16 protein-coding genes are annotated in these 16,024 nt (G+C 63.4%); 4 read left to right on the top strand and 12 right to left on the bottom strand.

Going from position 1 to position 16,024, the window contains the following annotated elements; genetic code table 11:
* Window positions 1–6 precede the first annotated feature (6 nt).
* From AB4048_RS11190 to AB4048_RS11200, 3 genes are read left to right on the top strand one after another with little or no spacing between them, the layout of a single operon-like run.
* Entirely contained in the window at window positions 7–963 is a 957-nt protein-coding gene (locus AB4048_RS11190; RefSeq protein WP_442202029.1) for an ABC transporter permease, read from the top strand.
* Window positions 960–1,844 (top strand): ABC transporter permease, encoded by an 885-nt coding sequence (locus AB4048_RS11195; RefSeq protein ID WP_442202030.1) that lies wholly within the window; start codon window positions 960–962, stop codon window positions 1,842–1,844. The genes AB4048_RS11190 and AB4048_RS11195 overlap by 4 nt, the downstream gene beginning before the upstream one ends.
* A complete protein-coding gene (locus AB4048_RS11200; protein WP_442202031.1) occupies window positions 1,841–3,232 on the top strand; it encodes an amidase in 1,392 nt (463 codons plus the stop codon). Before AB4048_RS11195 ends, AB4048_RS11200 begins: the two co-directional genes overlap by 4 nt.
* 38 nt (window positions 3,233–3,270) lie before the next feature.
* On the opposite strand, the gene AB4048_RS11205 is transcribed toward AB4048_RS11200, so the two are convergent.
* From AB4048_RS11205 to AB4048_RS11220, 4 genes are all read right to left on the bottom strand, one after another.
* Window positions 3,271–3,507, bottom strand: coding sequence for a hypothetical protein (locus AB4048_RS11205; RefSeq protein ID WP_442202032.1), 237 nt, complete (start codon window positions 3,505–3,507; stop codon window positions 3,271–3,273).
* 74 nt (window positions 3,508–3,581) lie between these two features.
* Window positions 3,582–4,430, bottom strand: a complete 849-nt coding sequence (locus tag AB4048_RS11210) for a C40 family peptidase (protein ID WP_442202033.1) — start codon at window positions 4,428–4,430, stop codon at window positions 3,582–3,584.
* A 12-nt stretch (window positions 4,431–4,442) separates the two neighbouring features.
* Complete coding sequence (locus tag AB4048_RS11215; RefSeq protein ID WP_442202157.1) at window positions 4,443–4,793, bottom strand: MarR family transcriptional regulator; 351 nt, start codon at window positions 4,791–4,793, stop codon at window positions 4,443–4,445.
* Between the two features lie 84 nt (window positions 4,794–4,877).
* Entirely contained in the window at window positions 4,878–6,266 is a 1,389-nt protein-coding gene (locus AB4048_RS11220; RefSeq protein ID WP_442202034.1) for a leucyl aminopeptidase family protein, read from the bottom strand.
* A gap of 146 nt (window positions 6,267–6,412) precedes the next feature.
* Here AB4048_RS11220 and AB4048_RS11225 point away from each other — a divergent pair, with 146 nt between their 5' ends.
* A complete protein-coding gene (locus AB4048_RS11225; RefSeq protein ID WP_442202035.1) occupies window positions 6,413–7,240 on the top strand; it encodes a tetratricopeptide repeat protein in 828 nt (275 codons plus the stop codon).
* A 26-nt stretch (window positions 7,241–7,266) separates the two neighbouring features.
* Here the strand turns inward: AB4048_RS11225 and AB4048_RS11230 are convergent, their stop codons facing one another.
* The 8 genes from AB4048_RS11230 to cpaB all read right to left on the bottom strand — a co-directional run bounded on the left by AB4048_RS11230 (window position 7,267) and on the right by cpaB (window position 15,922).
* Window positions 7,267–7,905, bottom strand: coding sequence for a LysE family translocator (locus tag AB4048_RS11230; protein ID WP_442202036.1), 639 nt, complete (start codon window positions 7,903–7,905; stop codon window positions 7,267–7,269).
* A gap of 131 nt (window positions 7,906–8,036) precedes the next feature.
* Window positions 8,037–9,014: a type II secretion system F family protein gene (locus tag AB4048_RS11235; protein WP_442202037.1), complete on the bottom strand. Its 978-nt coding sequence runs from the start codon at window positions 9,012–9,014 to the stop codon at window positions 8,037–8,039.
* Window positions 9,015–9,030: 16 nt separating this feature from the next.
* Window positions 9,031–10,038 carry a type II secretion system F family protein gene (locus AB4048_RS11240; RefSeq protein WP_442202038.1) on the bottom strand — a complete coding sequence of 336 codons (1,008 nt, stop codon included), beginning with the start codon at window positions 10,036–10,038 and terminating at the stop codon, window positions 9,031–9,033.
* 11 nt (window positions 10,039–10,049) lie between these two features.
* A complete protein-coding gene (locus tag AB4048_RS11245; protein ID WP_442202039.1) occupies window positions 10,050–11,501 on the bottom strand; it encodes a CpaF family protein in 1,452 nt (483 codons plus the stop codon).
* A gap of 49 nt (window positions 11,502–11,550) precedes the next feature.
* Window positions 11,551–12,828 carry an AAA family ATPase gene (locus AB4048_RS11250; protein WP_442202040.1) on the bottom strand — a complete coding sequence of 426 codons (1,278 nt, stop codon included), beginning with the start codon at window positions 12,826–12,828 and terminating at the stop codon, window positions 11,551–11,553.
* A gap of 12 nt (window positions 12,829–12,840) precedes the next feature.
* Entirely contained in the window at window positions 12,841–13,587 is a 747-nt protein-coding gene (locus AB4048_RS11255) for a CpaD family pilus assembly protein (protein ID WP_442202158.1), read from the bottom strand.
* A 16-nt stretch (window positions 13,588–13,603) separates the two neighbouring features.
* Window positions 13,604–15,100, bottom strand: a complete 1,497-nt coding sequence (locus AB4048_RS11260; protein WP_442202041.1) for a type II and III secretion system protein family protein — start codon at window positions 15,098–15,100, stop codon at window positions 13,604–13,606.
* A 12-nt stretch (window positions 15,101–15,112) separates the two neighbouring features.
* Complete coding sequence (gene cpaB / locus AB4048_RS11265) at window positions 15,113–15,922, bottom strand: Flp pilus assembly protein CpaB (RefSeq protein WP_442202042.1); 810 nt, start codon at window positions 15,920–15,922, stop codon at window positions 15,113–15,115.
* Window positions 15,923–16,024 lie beyond the last annotated feature (102 nt).

Below are 16,024 nucleotides of genomic sequence, written 5' to 3' on the forward strand. Positions count from 1 at the left end.
TAGGCAATGATCGCACTTCTGACACAGCGCTTCCTGGGTCTGGTCGTGACGCTGCTCGCAGTGTCGCTGCTGATTTTCGCGGTGATGGCGATCCTGCCCGGCGATCCCGCATCGATCATGCTGGGCACGTCGGCGTCACCCGAGACGCTCGCCGCATTGCGTCACGAGATGGGCCTCGACCGGCCGCTGCTCTTGCGCTACCTCGCGTGGCTTGCCGGGGCGCTTTCCGGCGACCTCGGACAATCTTCCACCTATGGCGTGCCCGTCGCGGGCCTCATCATCGAGCGGCTCGCGGTCACCTTGCCGCTCGCGCTGCTGGCGATCGTCCTGTCCGTTTTGATCGCGCTGCCGCTTGGGGTTGCCGCGGCGGCGCGGCGCAATGGTCTCGCCGATATCGTGGCCTCTTTCATTTCGCAGATAAGCATCGCAGTCCCCGGATTCTGGGTGGCGCTGCTCCTCATCCTTCTCTTTTCGACGACGCTCGGCTGGATGCCGGCGGGCGGCTTTCCGGGCTGGAATGAGGGCATCGTGCCGGCGATGAAGGCATTGGCGCTGCCTGCGGTGGCGCTGGCGCTGCCGCAGGCCGGCGTGCTGACGCGGGTGACGCGCACCGCCGTGCTCGAAGTCCTGCACGAGGATTTCATCCGCACCGCCCGCGCCAAGGGCCTCTCGCGCCGCAACGTGCTCTGGAGCCACGTCGTGCCGAATGCGCTGGTGCCGATCCTCACCATCCTCGGGCTGCAATTCACTTTCCTGATCGCGGGGGCGGTGCTCATCGAGAACGTCTTCAACCTGCCGGGCCTTGGGCGCCTCGCCTATCAGGCGCTCAGCCAGCGCGACGTAGTCGTCATGCAGGACGTGGTCCTGTTCTTTGCCGGCCTTGTCATCGTCATGAATTTTCTCGTCGACCTTTCCTACCTCGCCATAGATCCGCGACTGCGGGAAAAGCGAGGCGCGACATGACGGCGATCCTCGCCCCTGCGGCCGTCGAGCGCCGGGTTCGCTTCATGCACATCAGGCGTCGCGGCAATCTCTTGGTGGGCCTGACCCTGATCACGGCCCTTGCAGCGATCGCGCTTCTATCGCTTGTCTGGACACCGCTGCCGCCGGCGAAAATGCAGATCGCCCACAAGCTGCAGCCACCCCTCGCCTACGGGCTCCTCGGCACCGACGCGTTCGGCCGCGACGTACTTTCCCTGCTGATGGTCGGATGCTGGAATTCGCTTTCGATAGCCGCGACGGCGGTTACGATCGGCGGCGCGATCGGCACGCTCGTCGGCGTCAGCGCCGCAGGGCTGCGCGGCCTTTTTGAAACGCTGGTGATGCGTGCCTGCGACGTCGTCTTCGCGTTTCCGCCGATCCTGTCGGCCATGGTTCTGGGTGCCTTCCTGGGTGCGGGCCGTCTCACGGCCATCATCGCGATTGCCGTGTTCATGATCCCGGTCTTTGCCCGCGTCGCGCTGGGCGCCGCCCTGCAGGCCTGGAGCCGAGACTATGTGCTGGCAGCGCGCGCCATCGGCAACTCGCGGCTTACCATCACGACACGCCACGTGCTGCCGAATATCCTGAGCCCGATCATCGTGCAGGCGACGATCCAGCTCGGGCTTGCTATCCTGACCGAGGCGGGCCTGAGCTTCCTCGGCCTCGGCGTCCCGCCGCCGGCCCCGAGTTGGGGCCGCATGCTGGCAGACGCGCAGACCTATCTGGCGCTGGCGCCGTGGCTGGCGATCCTGCCCGGACTGGCGGTCGCGATTGCCGTCCTCGGCTTCAACCTCATCGGCGACGGGCTGCGCGATCTCCTTGACCCCAGGGATAGCGGCATGGGACGAGGATATCTCCCATGACGGATATACTCGACCTCTCGATCCCCGACCTCGTCCGGTCCTACCGGCAGAAGAGATTTTCGCCGCTCGAATACTGGCTCGCCCTTGAACCGCATATCGCAGCCTGGGAGCCGGTGATTGCCGCGCTCTATGCCTATGATCCCGACGATGCCCGCCGTCAGGCCGCTGCATCGACAGAGCGATGGGCAAGAGGCGCCCCGCTTGGGCCACTCGATGGCGTGCCGGTTACGCTCAAGGAGCTGATTGCCACGAAGGGTCAACCAGTGCCGCTGGGCACCCGCGCAACCGAGCTGGTGCCGGTCGCCGCGGACGCTCCCGTCGCCGCCCGCCTGCGCGAAGACGGAGCGGTGATCTTCGCCAAAACGACTTGTCCGGATTACGGCATGCTGTCTTCCGGCCTGTCGAGCTTCCACAAGCTCAGCCGCAACCCCTGGAACCCGTCGCAGAATCCCGGCGGCTCCAGCGCCGGAGCTTCGGCGGCCGCGGCCGCGGGCTGCGGGCCGCTGCACATCGGAACCGATATCGGCGGCTCGGTGCGCCTGCCTGCGGGCTGGACCGGCGTATTCGGTTTCAAGCCCAGCCTCGGGCGCATTCCCATCGACCCCTACTATGTCGGCCGCTGCGCCGGGCCGATGACGCGCCGCGTCGAGGATGCCGCCTTCGCGATGGCGACGCTATCGCGCCCGGATAGCCGCGACGCCACGAGCTTGCCGCCGAACGACTTCGACTGGATGGCGCTCGACGTTGACGTGCGCGGCATGCGGATCGGACTGATGCTCGAGGCCGGCTGCGGCCTTGCCGTGGACGCCGAGGTACTGGACGCCGTCAGCGCCGCCGCCAGCCGGTTCGAAGCGGCGGGCGCGACGATCGTGCCCGTGGCGCCGGTGATGACGCGGCAGATGCTTGACGGCCTTGATCTCTTCTGGCGCGCCAAATTCTGGGGAGATATGGCGGCGCTCAGCCAGGAGCGGCGCGACACCATCCTGCCTTACGTCCGCTGCTGGGCAGAGGGGGGCGCGGCGATCAGCGGCGTCGATGCGGTGCGCGGCTTCAACCGGACGATCGACATGCGCAGGGCCTGCGCCGAGACCTTTTCGAAGCTGGACGCGTTGCTTTCGCCGGTCAATCCCGTCGTTTCCTATCCGGCTGAATGGGCGTCGCCCACCAACGATCCGGCCCGGCCATTCGACCACATTTGCTTCACGGTGCCGTGGAACATGTCGGAACAGCCGGCAGCGTCGATCAATTGCGGCTTCTCCCGCTCGGGCATGCCGATCGGGCTGCAGATCGTCGCGCCGCGCTTCGACGACATCCGCGTCCTGAAATTGTCGAAAGCTTTCGAGACGTGGACCGGTGGCGTCAAGCGCTGGCCGGAGCGTCCTTCATAGCCGCGCTTCCTGCAATGCGGAGGCGGATGCCGGATGCGCTACAGCGTTGCCGCACCCTTTTCCTCGATATCGCCGTCGAGTTCGCCCAAGGCTTTTTCAACGACGCGCAGATCGTTTTGCAAGCCGTCGTCGGCGCTCATCGCGCTCTCGCTTCCGGCGCGCTGCACGCCGCGCGCCTCCGCCCGCAGCTTGCGCAATTCCTCGATCTTGCGATCCTTGGAAAGGCGGCTATCACCCATGATATCGCTCACCTTGGTGGCCATCGACGTCGACATATGCCCTCTCCCTCCATGAACGGATTTACGTTTGACCGAGACAACGGCGCAACCCGACGGGTTCCGCGCGGCGATCAGCCCGGACGGCGATAGCCGTTCGGCTGCTCGTAGAGCCAGCCGATGCGGTCGATGGCCGCGACGAAGTTCTCGCGCGCGACCGTCATGGTGTGGCCGTTCGCATGGATGATCGTCTCGGGATCTTCCATGACAGCCACATGCCCCTTCCAGAAGACCAGATCACCGCGCCGAAGCTCTTCCCGCGCAATCGGCGTGCCGAGGCCGGCCGCCTGCATGTCGGTGTCGCGAGGCGCGGCGCGCCCCGACATCATGAGCGCGAGCTGCACCAGGCCGGAGCAGTCGATGCCGAAGCCGGAGCGTCCGCCCCAGAGATAGGGCGTTTCGAGGAAACGCGCGGCAATCTCGACGTAGTCTCCGCCGATCTCCGCGATCGGCTTCACGTGGGCGGCAAACAGCGCAGTGCCGTCATCGAGGACGACGTAGCGGTTCCGGCGCGCTTCAGCCGTGTCGACGACGCGCACGCGGCTGCCCATCGACAATGCGCCGACCGCGGGCTTGCGCAGCTCCGGTTCGCCATAGACGGGCGTGCGCTGCGGCACCACGATGTGCGTCGGCTCAAGCTGGCTTTCCGAAACGGCGGCCTCCGGCAGATAGCCGACATAGCCGTCCGACTTCGCCTTCACCCAGCACCAGCCGTCCTTGCGATCGAAGATGGTCACCTCCTCGCCGCGCAGGAGTTCGGTATCGATGCCGCGGGCAAGATCGGGCTGTGGACGCAGGCCGACGACTGTCGCGCTGACACGCGCGCCGGCGCCGGTCACGAAACGTGTCGCTTCGACCTTGCCTTCGAGGGCTGCCTCCGCAAGGTCGGGGCGAAAAGCGTGCAGTCGTCGATCGAGCATCATGTTGTGGAGTCCTCAAAGCGGCAGCTTGCGGCCCTGGGCGATAACCAGGTCCCCAAGCTTTTCCAGGTAGAGAGCGCCCGTCACCGTGCGCTTGATAATGACATTGCGGCGATCGCGTTCGTCGCGAACCCTATCGACCAATCCCATCTCACCCATCGTGTCAAGCGCGCGGGTGATCACCGGCTTGGTGACCTCGAGGGTGGCGGCGAGCCCGCGCACGGTATGCGGCGGCGGCACGAGGTAGATATGCAGAAGGATCGCGATCTGCCTTAACGTCAGGTCGCGATCATCGCGCCGAACCTGCTCCAGCGCAACGCCGTGCCAAAGGCCGAGAGCCTGCGAGGCGGAAATGTCGAGCGGCAAACGGAACTCCGACAATCATTACGCTGCCGTTTCATTTAGCCTGGGGATCGTGGCGGTTTCAAGGGTTGCCTCCGCGAATATCCATCAGAGACTGTTGCGAATGCAGTGGTAGAGCGCGCGGATCGTCTGCGCCTCGCCGCCACCGGGCGCGTGAGGCCGCTCGGAGGGCGCCCAGCCGAAAATGTCGAAGTGTGCCCAGCTCTTCGTCTTGGTGACGAAACGTTTGAGAAAGAGCGCCGCCGTGATCGAGCCGGCCATGCCGCCGGCTGGTGCGTTGGTGAGATCGGCGAACTTCGAGCGAATATCCCGGTCGTAGCCCATGTAGAGGGGCAGGCGCCACAGCGGATCGTCGGTCTCGATGCTCGACTCGTTGATCTCGTGGGCAAGCGCCCGGTCGTCGGTAAAGAAGGCCGGCACGTCAGGGCCGAGCGCCACACGGGCAGCGCCCGTCAGCGTCGCAAGATCGATCATCAGGTCGGGGGCGTCCTCATCCGCATAGGCGAGCGCGTCGGCAAGGATGAGCCGGCCCTCGGCATCCGTATTGTCGATCTGCACGGTCAAGCCCTTGCGGCTTTTGTAGATGTCGCCAGGGCGGAAAGCGTTCGACGAAATCGAGTTCTCAACGACGGGAATGATGACGCGCAAATCGACCTTCAGTTTCGCATCCATGATCATCAGCGCAAGACCCATGACATTGGCGGCACCGCCCATGTCCTTCTTCATCAGCAGCATCGATGAGGCCGGCTTGATGTCGAGGCCACCGGTGTCGAAGCAGACGCCCTTGCCGACCAGCGTGATGCGGCGGTGACCCTTCTTGCCCCAGCGCATTTCCAGAAGCCGTGGCGCGTCGGCGCTGGCGCGGCCCACCGTGTGGATCAGCGGAAAATTCTCCTTGAGCAGATTATTGCCGACGATGGTCGTGACCTCGGCCTTGTAATGCGCTGCAAGTTCGCGGAAGGCCGCCTCGAGCTGATCGGGGCCCATTTCGTTGGTGGGCATGTTGATGAGGTCGCGGGCAAGGAAAACGCCGGCAAGCTGGCGCTTGATATCGGCGGCGTCCGCGTCGCGCGGGATCATGAGCCTCGGCGCGGCTGCCTTCTCCGACTTGTAGCGTTCAAAGCGATAGCTGCCGAGGCCGAAACCGAGCGAGAGGCGGTTCGCCGTCAGCGGCGCGGTTTCGATGTGCCAATCGCCGGCGGGCAACGAACGCGCGAGCCTGCCCGCCAGGAACGGCTGCTCGGAGGGGTTGGTACCGAGACCGAACAAAGCGCCCCCAAGGGAACCCTCGGCAGTGGGGATGAGGAGGAGCGAACCGCTCTCGGCCTTGTAGCCGGCCTTGCGTGCCCAATCGAGCGCAAGCGGTTCAATCGTACCGGTTTCGATGTGCGCGGGCGTCACTGCGAAGATTGGAAGGGTATTGCCACCACTCGTATTGAAAGGGGTCGGTCGGTCGATAAACTGATAGGGGGCCATGACTGTCCTTAATAATCTCATCCGCGAATCGGCAGATTAACGCTCTGTTAGGGTTAACAGAGTATTGCTGGAACGAAGATTGCGTCAAACCTTCCCTGTTCCGTTTAGAGGCCAGGCGCGTTACGGATTTCAGGGATCTCGCCACCATGATTGCTTCGGCAGCTACGCATTCTTTCAAATTTCGCATATGGCAAGGCGTTCTCGCATCGCTGCTGGCGCTCACGCTCGCAGGCTGCTCGACGACGGCGGGCAAGGACCGCACGGTCACCGGCTCCATTCCCAAGCTTTCCAAGCCCGTGGACGAGATGACGGCCACCGAACTCTCCGACGCCGCCGCCTCGCTCGGCAAGGCCTACGACGCCAACCCCAAGGATCGTGATGTCGGCGTCAACTACGCCAACGTGCTGAGGATGAGCGGGCGAAACGGACAGGCGCTCGCGGTCATGCAGCAGGTAGCGATCGCCAATCCCGACGATCGCGGCGTCCTTGCGGCCTACGGCAAGGCGCAGGCGGCCGCAGGCCAACTCAACGACGCGCTTTCGACGATCGAACGGGCGCAAACGCCTGACCGACCGGACTGGCGGCTGGTCTCGGCTCAAGGCGCGATCCTCGATCAGCTCGGCCGCGCAAGCGAAGCAAGGGCGAAGTACCACGATGCGCTCGACATCCAGCCCAACGAACCCTCTATCCTTTCGAACCTCGGCATGTCCTACGTGCTGACGAGCGACCTCAAGACGGCGGAAACCTATCTACGCTCGGCGGTGAGCCAGCCGACCGCAGACAGCCGCGTACGGCAGAACCTCGCACTCGTCGTCGGCCTGCAAGGCCGCTTCCCGGAAGCTGAACAGATCGCGCGGCGCGAGCTTTCGCAGCAGCAGGCCGACGCCAACGTCGCCTACCTGCGCGCCATGATCTCGCAGCAGAACTCCTGGCAAAAGCTGGCCTCAAGCGAGAGCAAGAACACCGTCAACTGAGAACAGGCGTATAGACCTGGAATTGGTCAGACACGCCGAAGAAGGCCTTCCGACAGCAGCCGGAGGCCCAGGGCGCCCATGACGACGCCAGCCACCCGATCGAGATGCGCCTTGAGGCGCAGATAGACGGTGCGCGGGCGCTCAGAAGAGAACGCGAAAGCAACGATCGAATACCATCCGCCCTCAACCGCAAAGACCGCAGGCGGCAAAGCGGCCATAAGCCAGGCATCGGGCGAAGCGGGCAACAGCGCCGCGAAAATGCTGCCATAAGCGATGGCGGTCTTCGGATTGCTCAGTTGTGTGGCCAGTCCAAACCAGAAATTGCGGCCGGTTCCCACGGGCGGGAGCGCATCTGGCGGCTCGATCGCCAGCGGCTGTGTCGCGCCACGCCAGATGCGGATGCCGAGATGGATGAGATAGAGACCCCCGGCAATCTTAAGCAGCAGATAAAGCCATGAGACCTGCATCAGCAATGCGTTGAGGCCAAGCAGGGCAAGTACTGCAAACGTTACGCCGCCGGCGGCCATTCCAAGTGCGGCGGCAAACCCCGCGCGCCGCGAACGCGATACGGCTATTCGAGAGACGAGAAGGAAGCTCGGACCGGGGCTGGCCGCGCCGATCGCGAGCGCCGCAACGATACTTAGAAAAATGGCGATCGAGGACATTCAGCGGCTCCCGCAGTCGGTCGATCGGTCAAGGTCCGCATCTTCGAGCGAGGACGCCTATCCATCCAACCTTGCCGCGACGGAAGGGAGACTATAGCGCGCTGCGGAACGCCGCAACGCAGTTGTCATGGCTAGAACCGGTCGGCCACCTGGATGCCGGCAGGCCCGAGAATGACGGCGATCAGCACCGGCAGGAAGAAGAGGATCATCGGAACCGTGAGCTTCGGCGGCAGGGCAGCGGCCTTCTTTTCCGCGTCGTTCATGCGCTCGTCGCGACTCTCCTGCGCCAATACGCGCAACGCCTGGCCGATCGGCGTGCCATAGCGCTCAGCCTGAATAAGCGCCTGGGTGACTGCCTTGACCTGACTAAGCTGCGTGCGGTTGGCAAGGTTGTCGAACGCGCTGCGGCGGTCCTGCAGAAAGGACAGTTCCGCGGTGGTGAGCACCATCTCCTCGGCAAGCTCCGGCGACGCGCTTGCCATTTCTTCGGCCACACGACGCAGGCCCGCCTCGATTGAAATCCCGGATTCGACGCAGATGAGCATCAGATCGAGTGCATCAGGCCATGCCCGCTTGATCGATTTCTGCCGCTTCCCCATGCGATTCGAAATGAAAATGATCGGCGAGTAGAAGCCGAGATAGGCAAAGCCGATCACGGCGAGAACGCGCAGGGCGAAGGGCCTTTCGACCAGATGGCCGAGTACGAAGACCCACGTGATGGCCGCCGTCAGGAATAGGAAGGGCAGCAGAAAGCGCGCCAACAGGAAGACGTTAAGGGCGTTTTCGGAACGGAAGCCGGCGGCGCGCAGCCGGTTCAACGTGCCCGTATCGACAAGCGCCTCGCGCAGATTGAACTTTTCCACGATCTGCCGGACGGAACGATTGTTTTGGGCCCGCAGCGTTACCTTGCCGCCTTCGTTCATCTTGGCGCGCTCGCGGGCACGGATCTGGTCGCGTTCGGTGGAGACCGCCTTCATGCGCTTGTTGAGGTCGCCGCGTTCGAAATAGGGGACCGCGATCGTATAGAAGGTCGCAAAGACTGCAATCGCCACCAGAACGGCGAGGATGAGGCCCGGATTGGTGAGCTGGCGGGCGAGATCGGCGGTCATGGTGTCTTTCCCTCGGTCAGATTTCGAAATTGACCATGTTGCGCATGACAAAAATGCCGATCGACATCCAGACGCCGGCGCCGGCCATGATCAGGTGACCGCGCGGGTCGGTGAAAAGGATCGCCATGTAGGCCGGAGAGGTCAGGTAGACGAGCGTCGCCACGATGAACGGCAGGGCGCCGATGATGACGGCCGAGGCCTTCGCTTCCATCGACAATGCCTTGACCTTCGCCTTCATCTTCTTGCGCTCGCGCAGCACCCGCGACAGATTGCCGAGTGCTTCCGACAGATTGCCGCCGGCCTGGGCCTGGATGGTGATGACGATCGCGAAGAAGTTTACTTCCTGCAGCGGCATGTAGTTCGTCATGCGGGCGCAGGCATCTGCAATGCTGAGGCCCACCTGCTGGCTTTCGACGATGCGACGGAATTCCGTCTTTACCGGGTCACGCGCCTCGGCGGCGACGAGCCGAACGGCATCGTTGAGCGGCAGGCCCGATCGGATCGAGCGCACGATGACGTCGAGCGCGTTTGGGAGTTCGTCAAGAAACTTGTTCTGCCGGCGCTTGATCAGAAAGCTGACCACCCAGCGCGGCAGGCCGAAGGCAAGCGCGAATGGCAGACCGATAAGGATAGCCAGCGGCGCGCCGGCGACGAAGGCGAAGAGAAAACCGACGATGCCGAAAAGGATGCTGAAAATGTAGAACTTCGCCGGCGTGAGCCGCAGCCCCGCCTGCGACAGGCGCGCCTTCATCGTCAGGTTCGATTTCTTCTTTTCCAGGTTCTGCTTTTCAAGCTCCTTGAGGGAGTCCTGCACGGATTTGCGGCGCTTCGACAGTTCTTGTACGCGGTCGTGAGCCGCCTTGACCTTGTTGCCGTCCGTTTCGGCCGCCTTGACGCGGCTGACGCGGCTCGCCGCCTTCTTTTCCGTTTCGATCCGCGAATAGAGCACGCCATAGCACACCGCCGCCGCGGAGACGGCAGCGAGCAGAACGATCAACAGTATAGTCGGATCCATACCGAACATTGCGGGAATACCTATTTGGATTGTTCTTCCATGGCATCGAGGGCAGCGGCCAGCCGCTTCTCTTCATTGTAGTAGCGCGCCCGGTCCCAGAAATGCGGCTTGCCGATACCGGTCGAAATGTGGCGTCCGATCAGGCGGCCGCCGGCGTCCTCGCCGTCGATCTCGTAGCGGACCAGGTCCTGCGTGATGATGACGTCGCCTTCCATGCCGACCACCTCGGTGATCTGCGTGATGCGACGCGAACCGTCGCGAAGACGAGCGGCCTGGATGACCACGTCGACGGAACTGGAGATGATTTCGCGCACGGTCTTTGCCGGAAGGCTGAAGCCTCCCATGGCAATCATCGATTCCATACGGCTGAGGCACTCGCGCGGCGTGTTGGCGTGGATCGTGCCCATCGAACCGTCGTGACCGGTGTTCATGGCCTGCAAGAGGTCGAAAACCTCGGGTCCGCGCACTTCGCCGACGATGATGCGCTCGGGCCGCATGCGCAGGCAGTTCTTGACGAGGTCGCGCATGGTAATTTCGCCCTCGCCCTCGATGTTTGCCGGCCGCGTTTCCAGGCGCACCACATGCGGCTGCTGCAGCTGCAGTTCCGCCGTGTCCTCGCAGGTGATGACGCGCTCGTCGGTATCGATATAGCGCGTCAGGCAGTTGAGAAGCGTCGTCTTGCCCGAGCCGGTACCGCCGGAAATAACCACATTGCAGCGCACCCGGCCGATGATCTGCAAGATCGTCGCCCCCTCCGGCGTGATCGCGCCGAAGCGAACGAGCTGATCGAGCGTCAGCTTGTCCTTCTTGAACTTACGGATGGTGAGCGCCGGGCCGTCGATGGCGAGCGGCGGGGCAATGACGTTGACACGAGACCCGTCCGGCAGGCGCGCGTCGCAGATCGGGCTCGATTCGTCGACGCGGCGACCGACCTGGCTGACGATACGCTGGCAGACGGACAAAAGCTGGCTGTTGTCCCGGAAGCGAATTTCCGATTCGATCGTCTTGCCGCCCACTTCGATGAAGGTTTGGCCGGCGCCGTTCACCATGATATCGGCGATATCGTCGCGCGCCAGCAGCGGCTCCAGCGGACCGTAGCCGAGCACGTCGTTGCAGATGTCCTCGAGCAGTTCCTCCTGCTCGGAGATCGACATCGCATAGTTCTTGATGGTGATGATGTCGTTGACGATGTCGCGTATCTCTTCGCGCGCGCTCTCGCTGTCGAGCTTGGAAAGCTGCGACAGGTCGATCGTATCGATCAGCGCGGAAAAAACCTGCGACTTGGTGTCATAGTATTCTTCAGTGCGCTGCGGTCGCCGGCGTGGTGCTGCCTGCGGCGACGCCGCTGTCTGGCGGCCCTGTTCGACAACCGGCTCCATCAGCACGGCCGGCGGTGGCGTGCGTGTCGTCGGCGCTACAGAGGGCGCCGCTGCCGCTCTTGGCGATGTTTCATTCCCGCGTTTGCCGAACATGCCGTCGATCCAGTTCTAATCCAGAAATTCAACTATCTGAGCAAGCGCACTACTTGCGCCTGAGGAGACCGAGAAGACCGCCCCTTTTCGCCTTCTTGGCCGCCACCCGTCCCGTCACGATGTGGGCGATCTGCGAAAAGGTCTCGGCGATCGGCGACTTCGGATCCATTTCGGCGATCATTCGGCCGCTATTGGCCGCATTGCCGAACAGGTTGATGTCGAAGGGAATGATCGCAACCGGCTCGGTCTCTAGCGGCTCGCAGAATTCGGCGGGACCGATTTCCGGGCGCTTCGGCATGCCGACCTGATTGAGGATGAGATGAGCCGCCTTGTCGTTGGGCCGCAGCTTGCGCAAAGCGTCCAGCATGTTTTTCGTGTTGCGCAGATTGGCGAGATCAGGGATGGCGCAGATGACCACCTCATCGACCGCGGAAAGCACCGAACGCGTCCATTCCGACCACATGTGCGGCACGTCGAGCACGCTGACGGGGGAGCTGCGCTGAAGAACGTCGAGCACCGGCTGGAACGCCTGTCCGTCGAAATCATAAGTCCGGTCGAGCATCGAGGGTGCAGCCAGCAACGACAGATGCGCCGAGCATTTCGTCAGCAGTCGATCGAGGAAGACCTCATCGAGGCGCTCGGGAGCAAAGACCGCTTCGGCGATGCCCTGAGCAGGATCCTGGTCGAAATCGATATTGGCGGTGCCGTAGGGCAAGTCGAGATCGGCGAGGATGGTTTCGGTCGAAAACAGGCTCGATATGCCAAAGGCGCAGTTGTGGGCAAGGGTCGAGGCGCCCACGCCGCCTTTCGCACCGATGAAGGCGATGCTGCGGCCGAGCGGTTCGGCGTCCGGATCGATGAAGATGCCGGCCATCGCCGCCATGATGTCGGGTATCGACACCGGCTGAACCATATACTCGGAAATGCCGGCGCGGATGAGGTCGCGGTAGAGCGGAATGTCGTTGTGGTAGCCGACGACGACGACCTTCGTGCTCGGATCGCAGACGCCTGCCAGCGGAGCGAGGTCTGCAAGCAGGGTCGCCGGGCTGGAGCGTGTTTCGAGGATGATGAGATTGGGCGTCGATGAGTTGGCGAACATGTTCGCCGCCGCCGCGATGCCGCCGCTGGTGACCCTGAGGTTGACCTTCGCCATGCGCCGGTCGCGCCCGCATCGCTCCATCAGGTTCTGCAGCGTGTCGCTCTCGCAGAAGGCATGGATCGAGATGCGCGGCAATGGGCGCATATGGTCAAGGTCGCCGACGCGAAACGTGTCCTCGTCGAGGCTGCGCTGCGGCTCATTGTCGATGTCGTATTCGATGGCGCTCATCTTCTCGCTCCGTCAAAAGCCGCTGCTACCGCCGCCGGTACCACCCGATAGGGTCGAACCGGAGGTGCGATAGGTCTTGATGACATTGGCGCGCTGATCGGCGTCGATCGGAGACGTGGCGCGTGGCGCGACGAGATCGGTCGGATTGGCGATCTGGGCGGCGAGATTATTCTGTCCCGCGCAGCCGAAATTGTACCAGTTCTGATTGTCGAAGGCGTTGTCGTTCAAGTCCTTCGGCCATTCACCGCAGCTATTGGTAACGGCGGTCGTTGCCAGGAAACGCAGGCGGATCGGCGCGGCGTCGCCTGCACCACCAGCCGGATAGAAGCTGTCGACGATGCGCGGAGACGAAATCCCGCCGGCGACCAACTCATGGCGGATCTGCTTTCTGAGCGTCGGGACCGCATCTGCGTTGGCGGCGCCCTGCGGCGACAGGACTTCGATCGTGCCGGTCGCATGGGTCCGGTAGTCCTGCGCAAAGCCGCGGATCGTATCGCGCGTTCCGACGGTGAGGCGGCGGTCGCCGGGGAAAACCGGGATATCGACACTATGCTCGGCCTGTGTGATGACGATCGGATGGCGTTCGCGGTAGTCGTCGGCGATGCCGCCGGTCGTCAAGCTGTCCTTGGGACTTGCGCAACTGACTGCGGCGGCGGCCAAGACGACAAGCGCCGAGGCCGAACGCAGGGCGGATAGGCAGCTATGGTGATCGACGCGGGCCATGAGGTGGTCTCTTGCGCTGTTGAAGGGGGTTTTCATCATCGTCCGCTCCCGCTCACTTGTAGATGAAGCCGACGGAACCGTGGAAATTCGCATCCGCGACCGGCACGTCGCGGCGGCCATAGAGCTTGTTCACACGGTTGAGGAAGAAGGTGGCGGCATCGCCGGTCGGCGAGAAGTTGTCGTCGGGACGAGCCAGCAGGTTGCGCGCCACCGGCCGCACCAGGTAGGGCGTCGCGATGATGACCAGTTCGCTCTCGTCGCGCTCGAAGCTCTTCTGTCTAAACAGAGTGCCGAGGATCGGGATCTTCGAGACGCCCGGCGTTCCATTCATCGTCTGCTGGATGTTGTCGCTCAGCAAGCCGGCAAGCGCGATCGAGCCGCCGGACGGCAGTTCGACCGAGGTGTCGGCGGCGCGACGGTTATAGGTCGCGCCCTGGGTGCCGGCGAGCGGCTCCGAGACCTGCGTCTGGATGTGAAGGCTGATGCGGCCCGCCGCCAAAACGACCGGCGTGAAGGCGAGGCTGATACCGTAGTCATAGGGTGTCAGGGTGACATTGCCGTCGTTGTCGGTGGAGGAGTAAAGCGTCTGGCCGCCGGAATTGAAGGTGGCGCTCTGTCCCGAAATCGCGGTCAGCGTGGGTTCGGCAAGCGTGCGGATCGCCTTTGCCTGCTCCATCGCGTTCAGATAGGTGGAGATGTCGTACTTGCCGATGGTGCTCTTGAAGAGAGCAGCAAGGCCGCCGCCGGCGGTGGCAGCAAGTGAGCTATCGGCCGGGCTTCCGAGTTGCGCGACGGTGAGGCCGGATGAATTCGAGATCAGGTTGTCGAAGCCGAGTTGCTTCAGCACGCTGCGTTTGACCTCGGCGACCGTGACCTTCAACGTCACCTGGTCTTCACCCTCGATCTGCAAGAGATTGACGATCTGCGACGATTGACGATTTTCGGCAAAGAGCGCCACCGAACCGTCACCGCCGCTTCCCGTTGCGGTTTCCGTCCGCGTCGTCGCCTCGCCGCCCGTCAGGAAGGCGCCGGCGAGTTGGGCCGCCTGCGCGGCGTCCTGTGGCGTTCGGACCGAGCCGGTGAGGACGATGTTGTCGGAAACGATCTCGACGTTGATGTTGGAGTCCGGAATGAAGCGCTTGAGATTTGCCTGCAAACCGGCGATGTCGCGCTCGATCTCGATGTCGAGGCTGACGATCTCCTGACCGTTGGCGCCAAAGACGAAGATATTCGTCTGACCGACCATCTTGCCGAAAAGGTAGATGCGGCGCGAGGTCCGCGTCACGGCATCCGCCATCTTCGGATCGGAAACGAGAATGTCGTGCGCCTCAGCGGGCAGATCAACGACAACGGCCTTGTTGAGACCGAGCTTGAGGCGACGCTTGCTGCCGATCCCGGCGATGGTCACAATGGACTCGGAGCCTTCCGCAAAGGCCTTGGCTGTCTGGACTAGTGTGGGTGCCCCCGCGAAGGGGAGCCCGACCACGCCGATGGAGAAGGCTAGGAAGGCCGAGAAGGGGGCTCTGATCGTTTTCGGTATCGTATGCATTTGCCGTCCTTCTCACTGCGCCTTGGCTTGCGTGCCGTTGCTGACGATTGCGCCGGATTTGATGACCTGGACGACGGAGGCGCCGCTATCCCCGGTGAGTAGGTAATCCGCGGCATCCGTATCCGCTTCCTGCGCGTCGGCGATCGAGCGGAGCGCGAGCGACAGGCGATCCGCCATCTGCTGGGCGACCGCGAGCACCTTGGTCTGATCGGGGGTCAGCTCCAGTGTCGCGGTGGTACCGACCACGGATTTCGTGCCGTCCTGCTTCTCTTCGATCTGCTGGTCGATCGCGAGCACGCGGACGTTGGAAAGAACCGTTTCGGTGTTGTATTTCTGGGTGTCGCCCTTGCGCACCATGATGACGTCGACGCGGTCGTTGGGGAGGATGAAACCGCCCGCGCCGGTCGCCACCGAAATTTCTGTCGCGACTGCCCGCTTGCCGCTCGGCAGGAGCGCCGAGAGAATGCGGCTATTGGAATCGGCAACCTTCTCCTCGCGGATCGGCTCGCCCTCGAAGATGGGCATGCGCACCACGGCGCCGGCCATGTCCTTCAGGGCGTCGGGATGCTCCTTCTGCGTGATCAGGCCTTTGACGACGCTGCCTTCCGGCCAGGGCATCCAGCGGGCCGACTGATCGCCGAGCCGAGAGCCGATCGGCAGATTGGCGCTCGCGACCATGACGTCGACCGTGCGTTCCTTCTCTACGACGGCGGCAATCTGCGGCACGACGTTGCGGGCGCCGGCCAGACGCATGGCAAGCAGCCCGGCCAGACCTGCGGCGGCGACGGCCACTGTCAGTATCACTATGCGAGCGGGTTTCATGATCATCCTCGAGGAATGCGAATCTTCGCTTATGAGGATGCTCAGCAATTGGTGTAATTATAGTTAATAAGAAGCTTATAGTTTAAGTTAACGAATGGTTAT

This window comes from Rhizobium sp. RAF56, assembly GCF_052113965.1.
Taxonomy (GTDB): Bacteria; Pseudomonadota; Alphaproteobacteria; order Rhizobiales; family Rhizobiaceae; genus Rhizobium.

Bases quoted from the DNA above. Each gene is read 5' to 3' on its own strand.
- AB4048_RS11210 (WP_442202033.1), bottom strand. From the start codon at position 4,430: ATGATGCTCGATCGACGACTGCACGCTTTTCGCCCCGACCTTGCGGAG.
- cpaB (WP_442202042.1), bottom strand. From the start codon at position 15,922: ATGAAACCCGCTCGCATAGTGATACTGACAGTGGCCGTCGCCGCCGCA.
- AB4048_RS11205 (WP_442202032.1), bottom strand. From the start codon at position 3,507: ATGTCGACGTCGATGGCCACCAAGGTGAGCGATATCATGGGTGATAGC.
- AB4048_RS11190 (WP_442202029.1), top strand. From the start codon at position 7: ATGATCGCACTTCTGACACAGCGCTTCCTGGGTCTGGTCGTGACGCTG.
- AB4048_RS11240 (WP_442202038.1), bottom strand. From the start codon at position 10,038: ATGTTCGGTATGGATCCGACTATACTGTTGATCGTTCTGCTCGCTGCC.
- AB4048_RS11260 (WP_442202041.1), bottom strand. From the start codon at position 15,100: ATGCATACGATACCGAAAACGATCAGAGCCCCCTTCTCGGCCTTCCTA.
- AB4048_RS11220 (WP_442202034.1), bottom strand. From the start codon at position 6,266: ATGGCCCCCTATCAGTTTATCGACCGACCGACCCCTTTCAATACGAGT.
- AB4048_RS11250 (WP_442202040.1), bottom strand. From the start codon at position 12,828: ATGAGCGCCATCGAATACGACATCGACAATGAGCCGCAGCGCAGCCTC.
- AB4048_RS11245 (WP_442202039.1), bottom strand. From the start codon at position 11,501: ATGTTCGGCAAACGCGGGAATGAAACATCGCCAAGAGCGGCAGCGGCG.
- AB4048_RS11255 (WP_442202158.1), bottom strand. From the start codon at position 13,587: ATGAAAACCCCCTTCAACAGCGCAAGAGACCACCTCATGGCCCGCGTC.
- AB4048_RS11225 (WP_442202035.1), top strand. From the start codon at position 6,413: ATGATTGCTTCGGCAGCTACGCATTCTTTCAAATTTCGCATATGGCAA.
- AB4048_RS11200 (WP_442202031.1), top strand. From the start codon at position 1,841: ATGACGGATATACTCGACCTCTCGATCCCCGACCTCGTCCGGTCCTAC.
- AB4048_RS11195 (WP_442202030.1), top strand. From the start codon at position 960: ATGACGGCGATCCTCGCCCCTGCGGCCGTCGAGCGCCGGGTTCGCTTC.
- AB4048_RS11235 (WP_442202037.1), bottom strand. From the start codon at position 9,014: ATGACCGCCGATCTCGCCCGCCAGCTCACCAATCCGGGCCTCATCCTC.
- AB4048_RS11230 (WP_442202036.1), bottom strand. From the start codon at position 7,905: ATGTCCTCGATCGCCATTTTTCTAAGTATCGTTGCGGCGCTCGCGATC.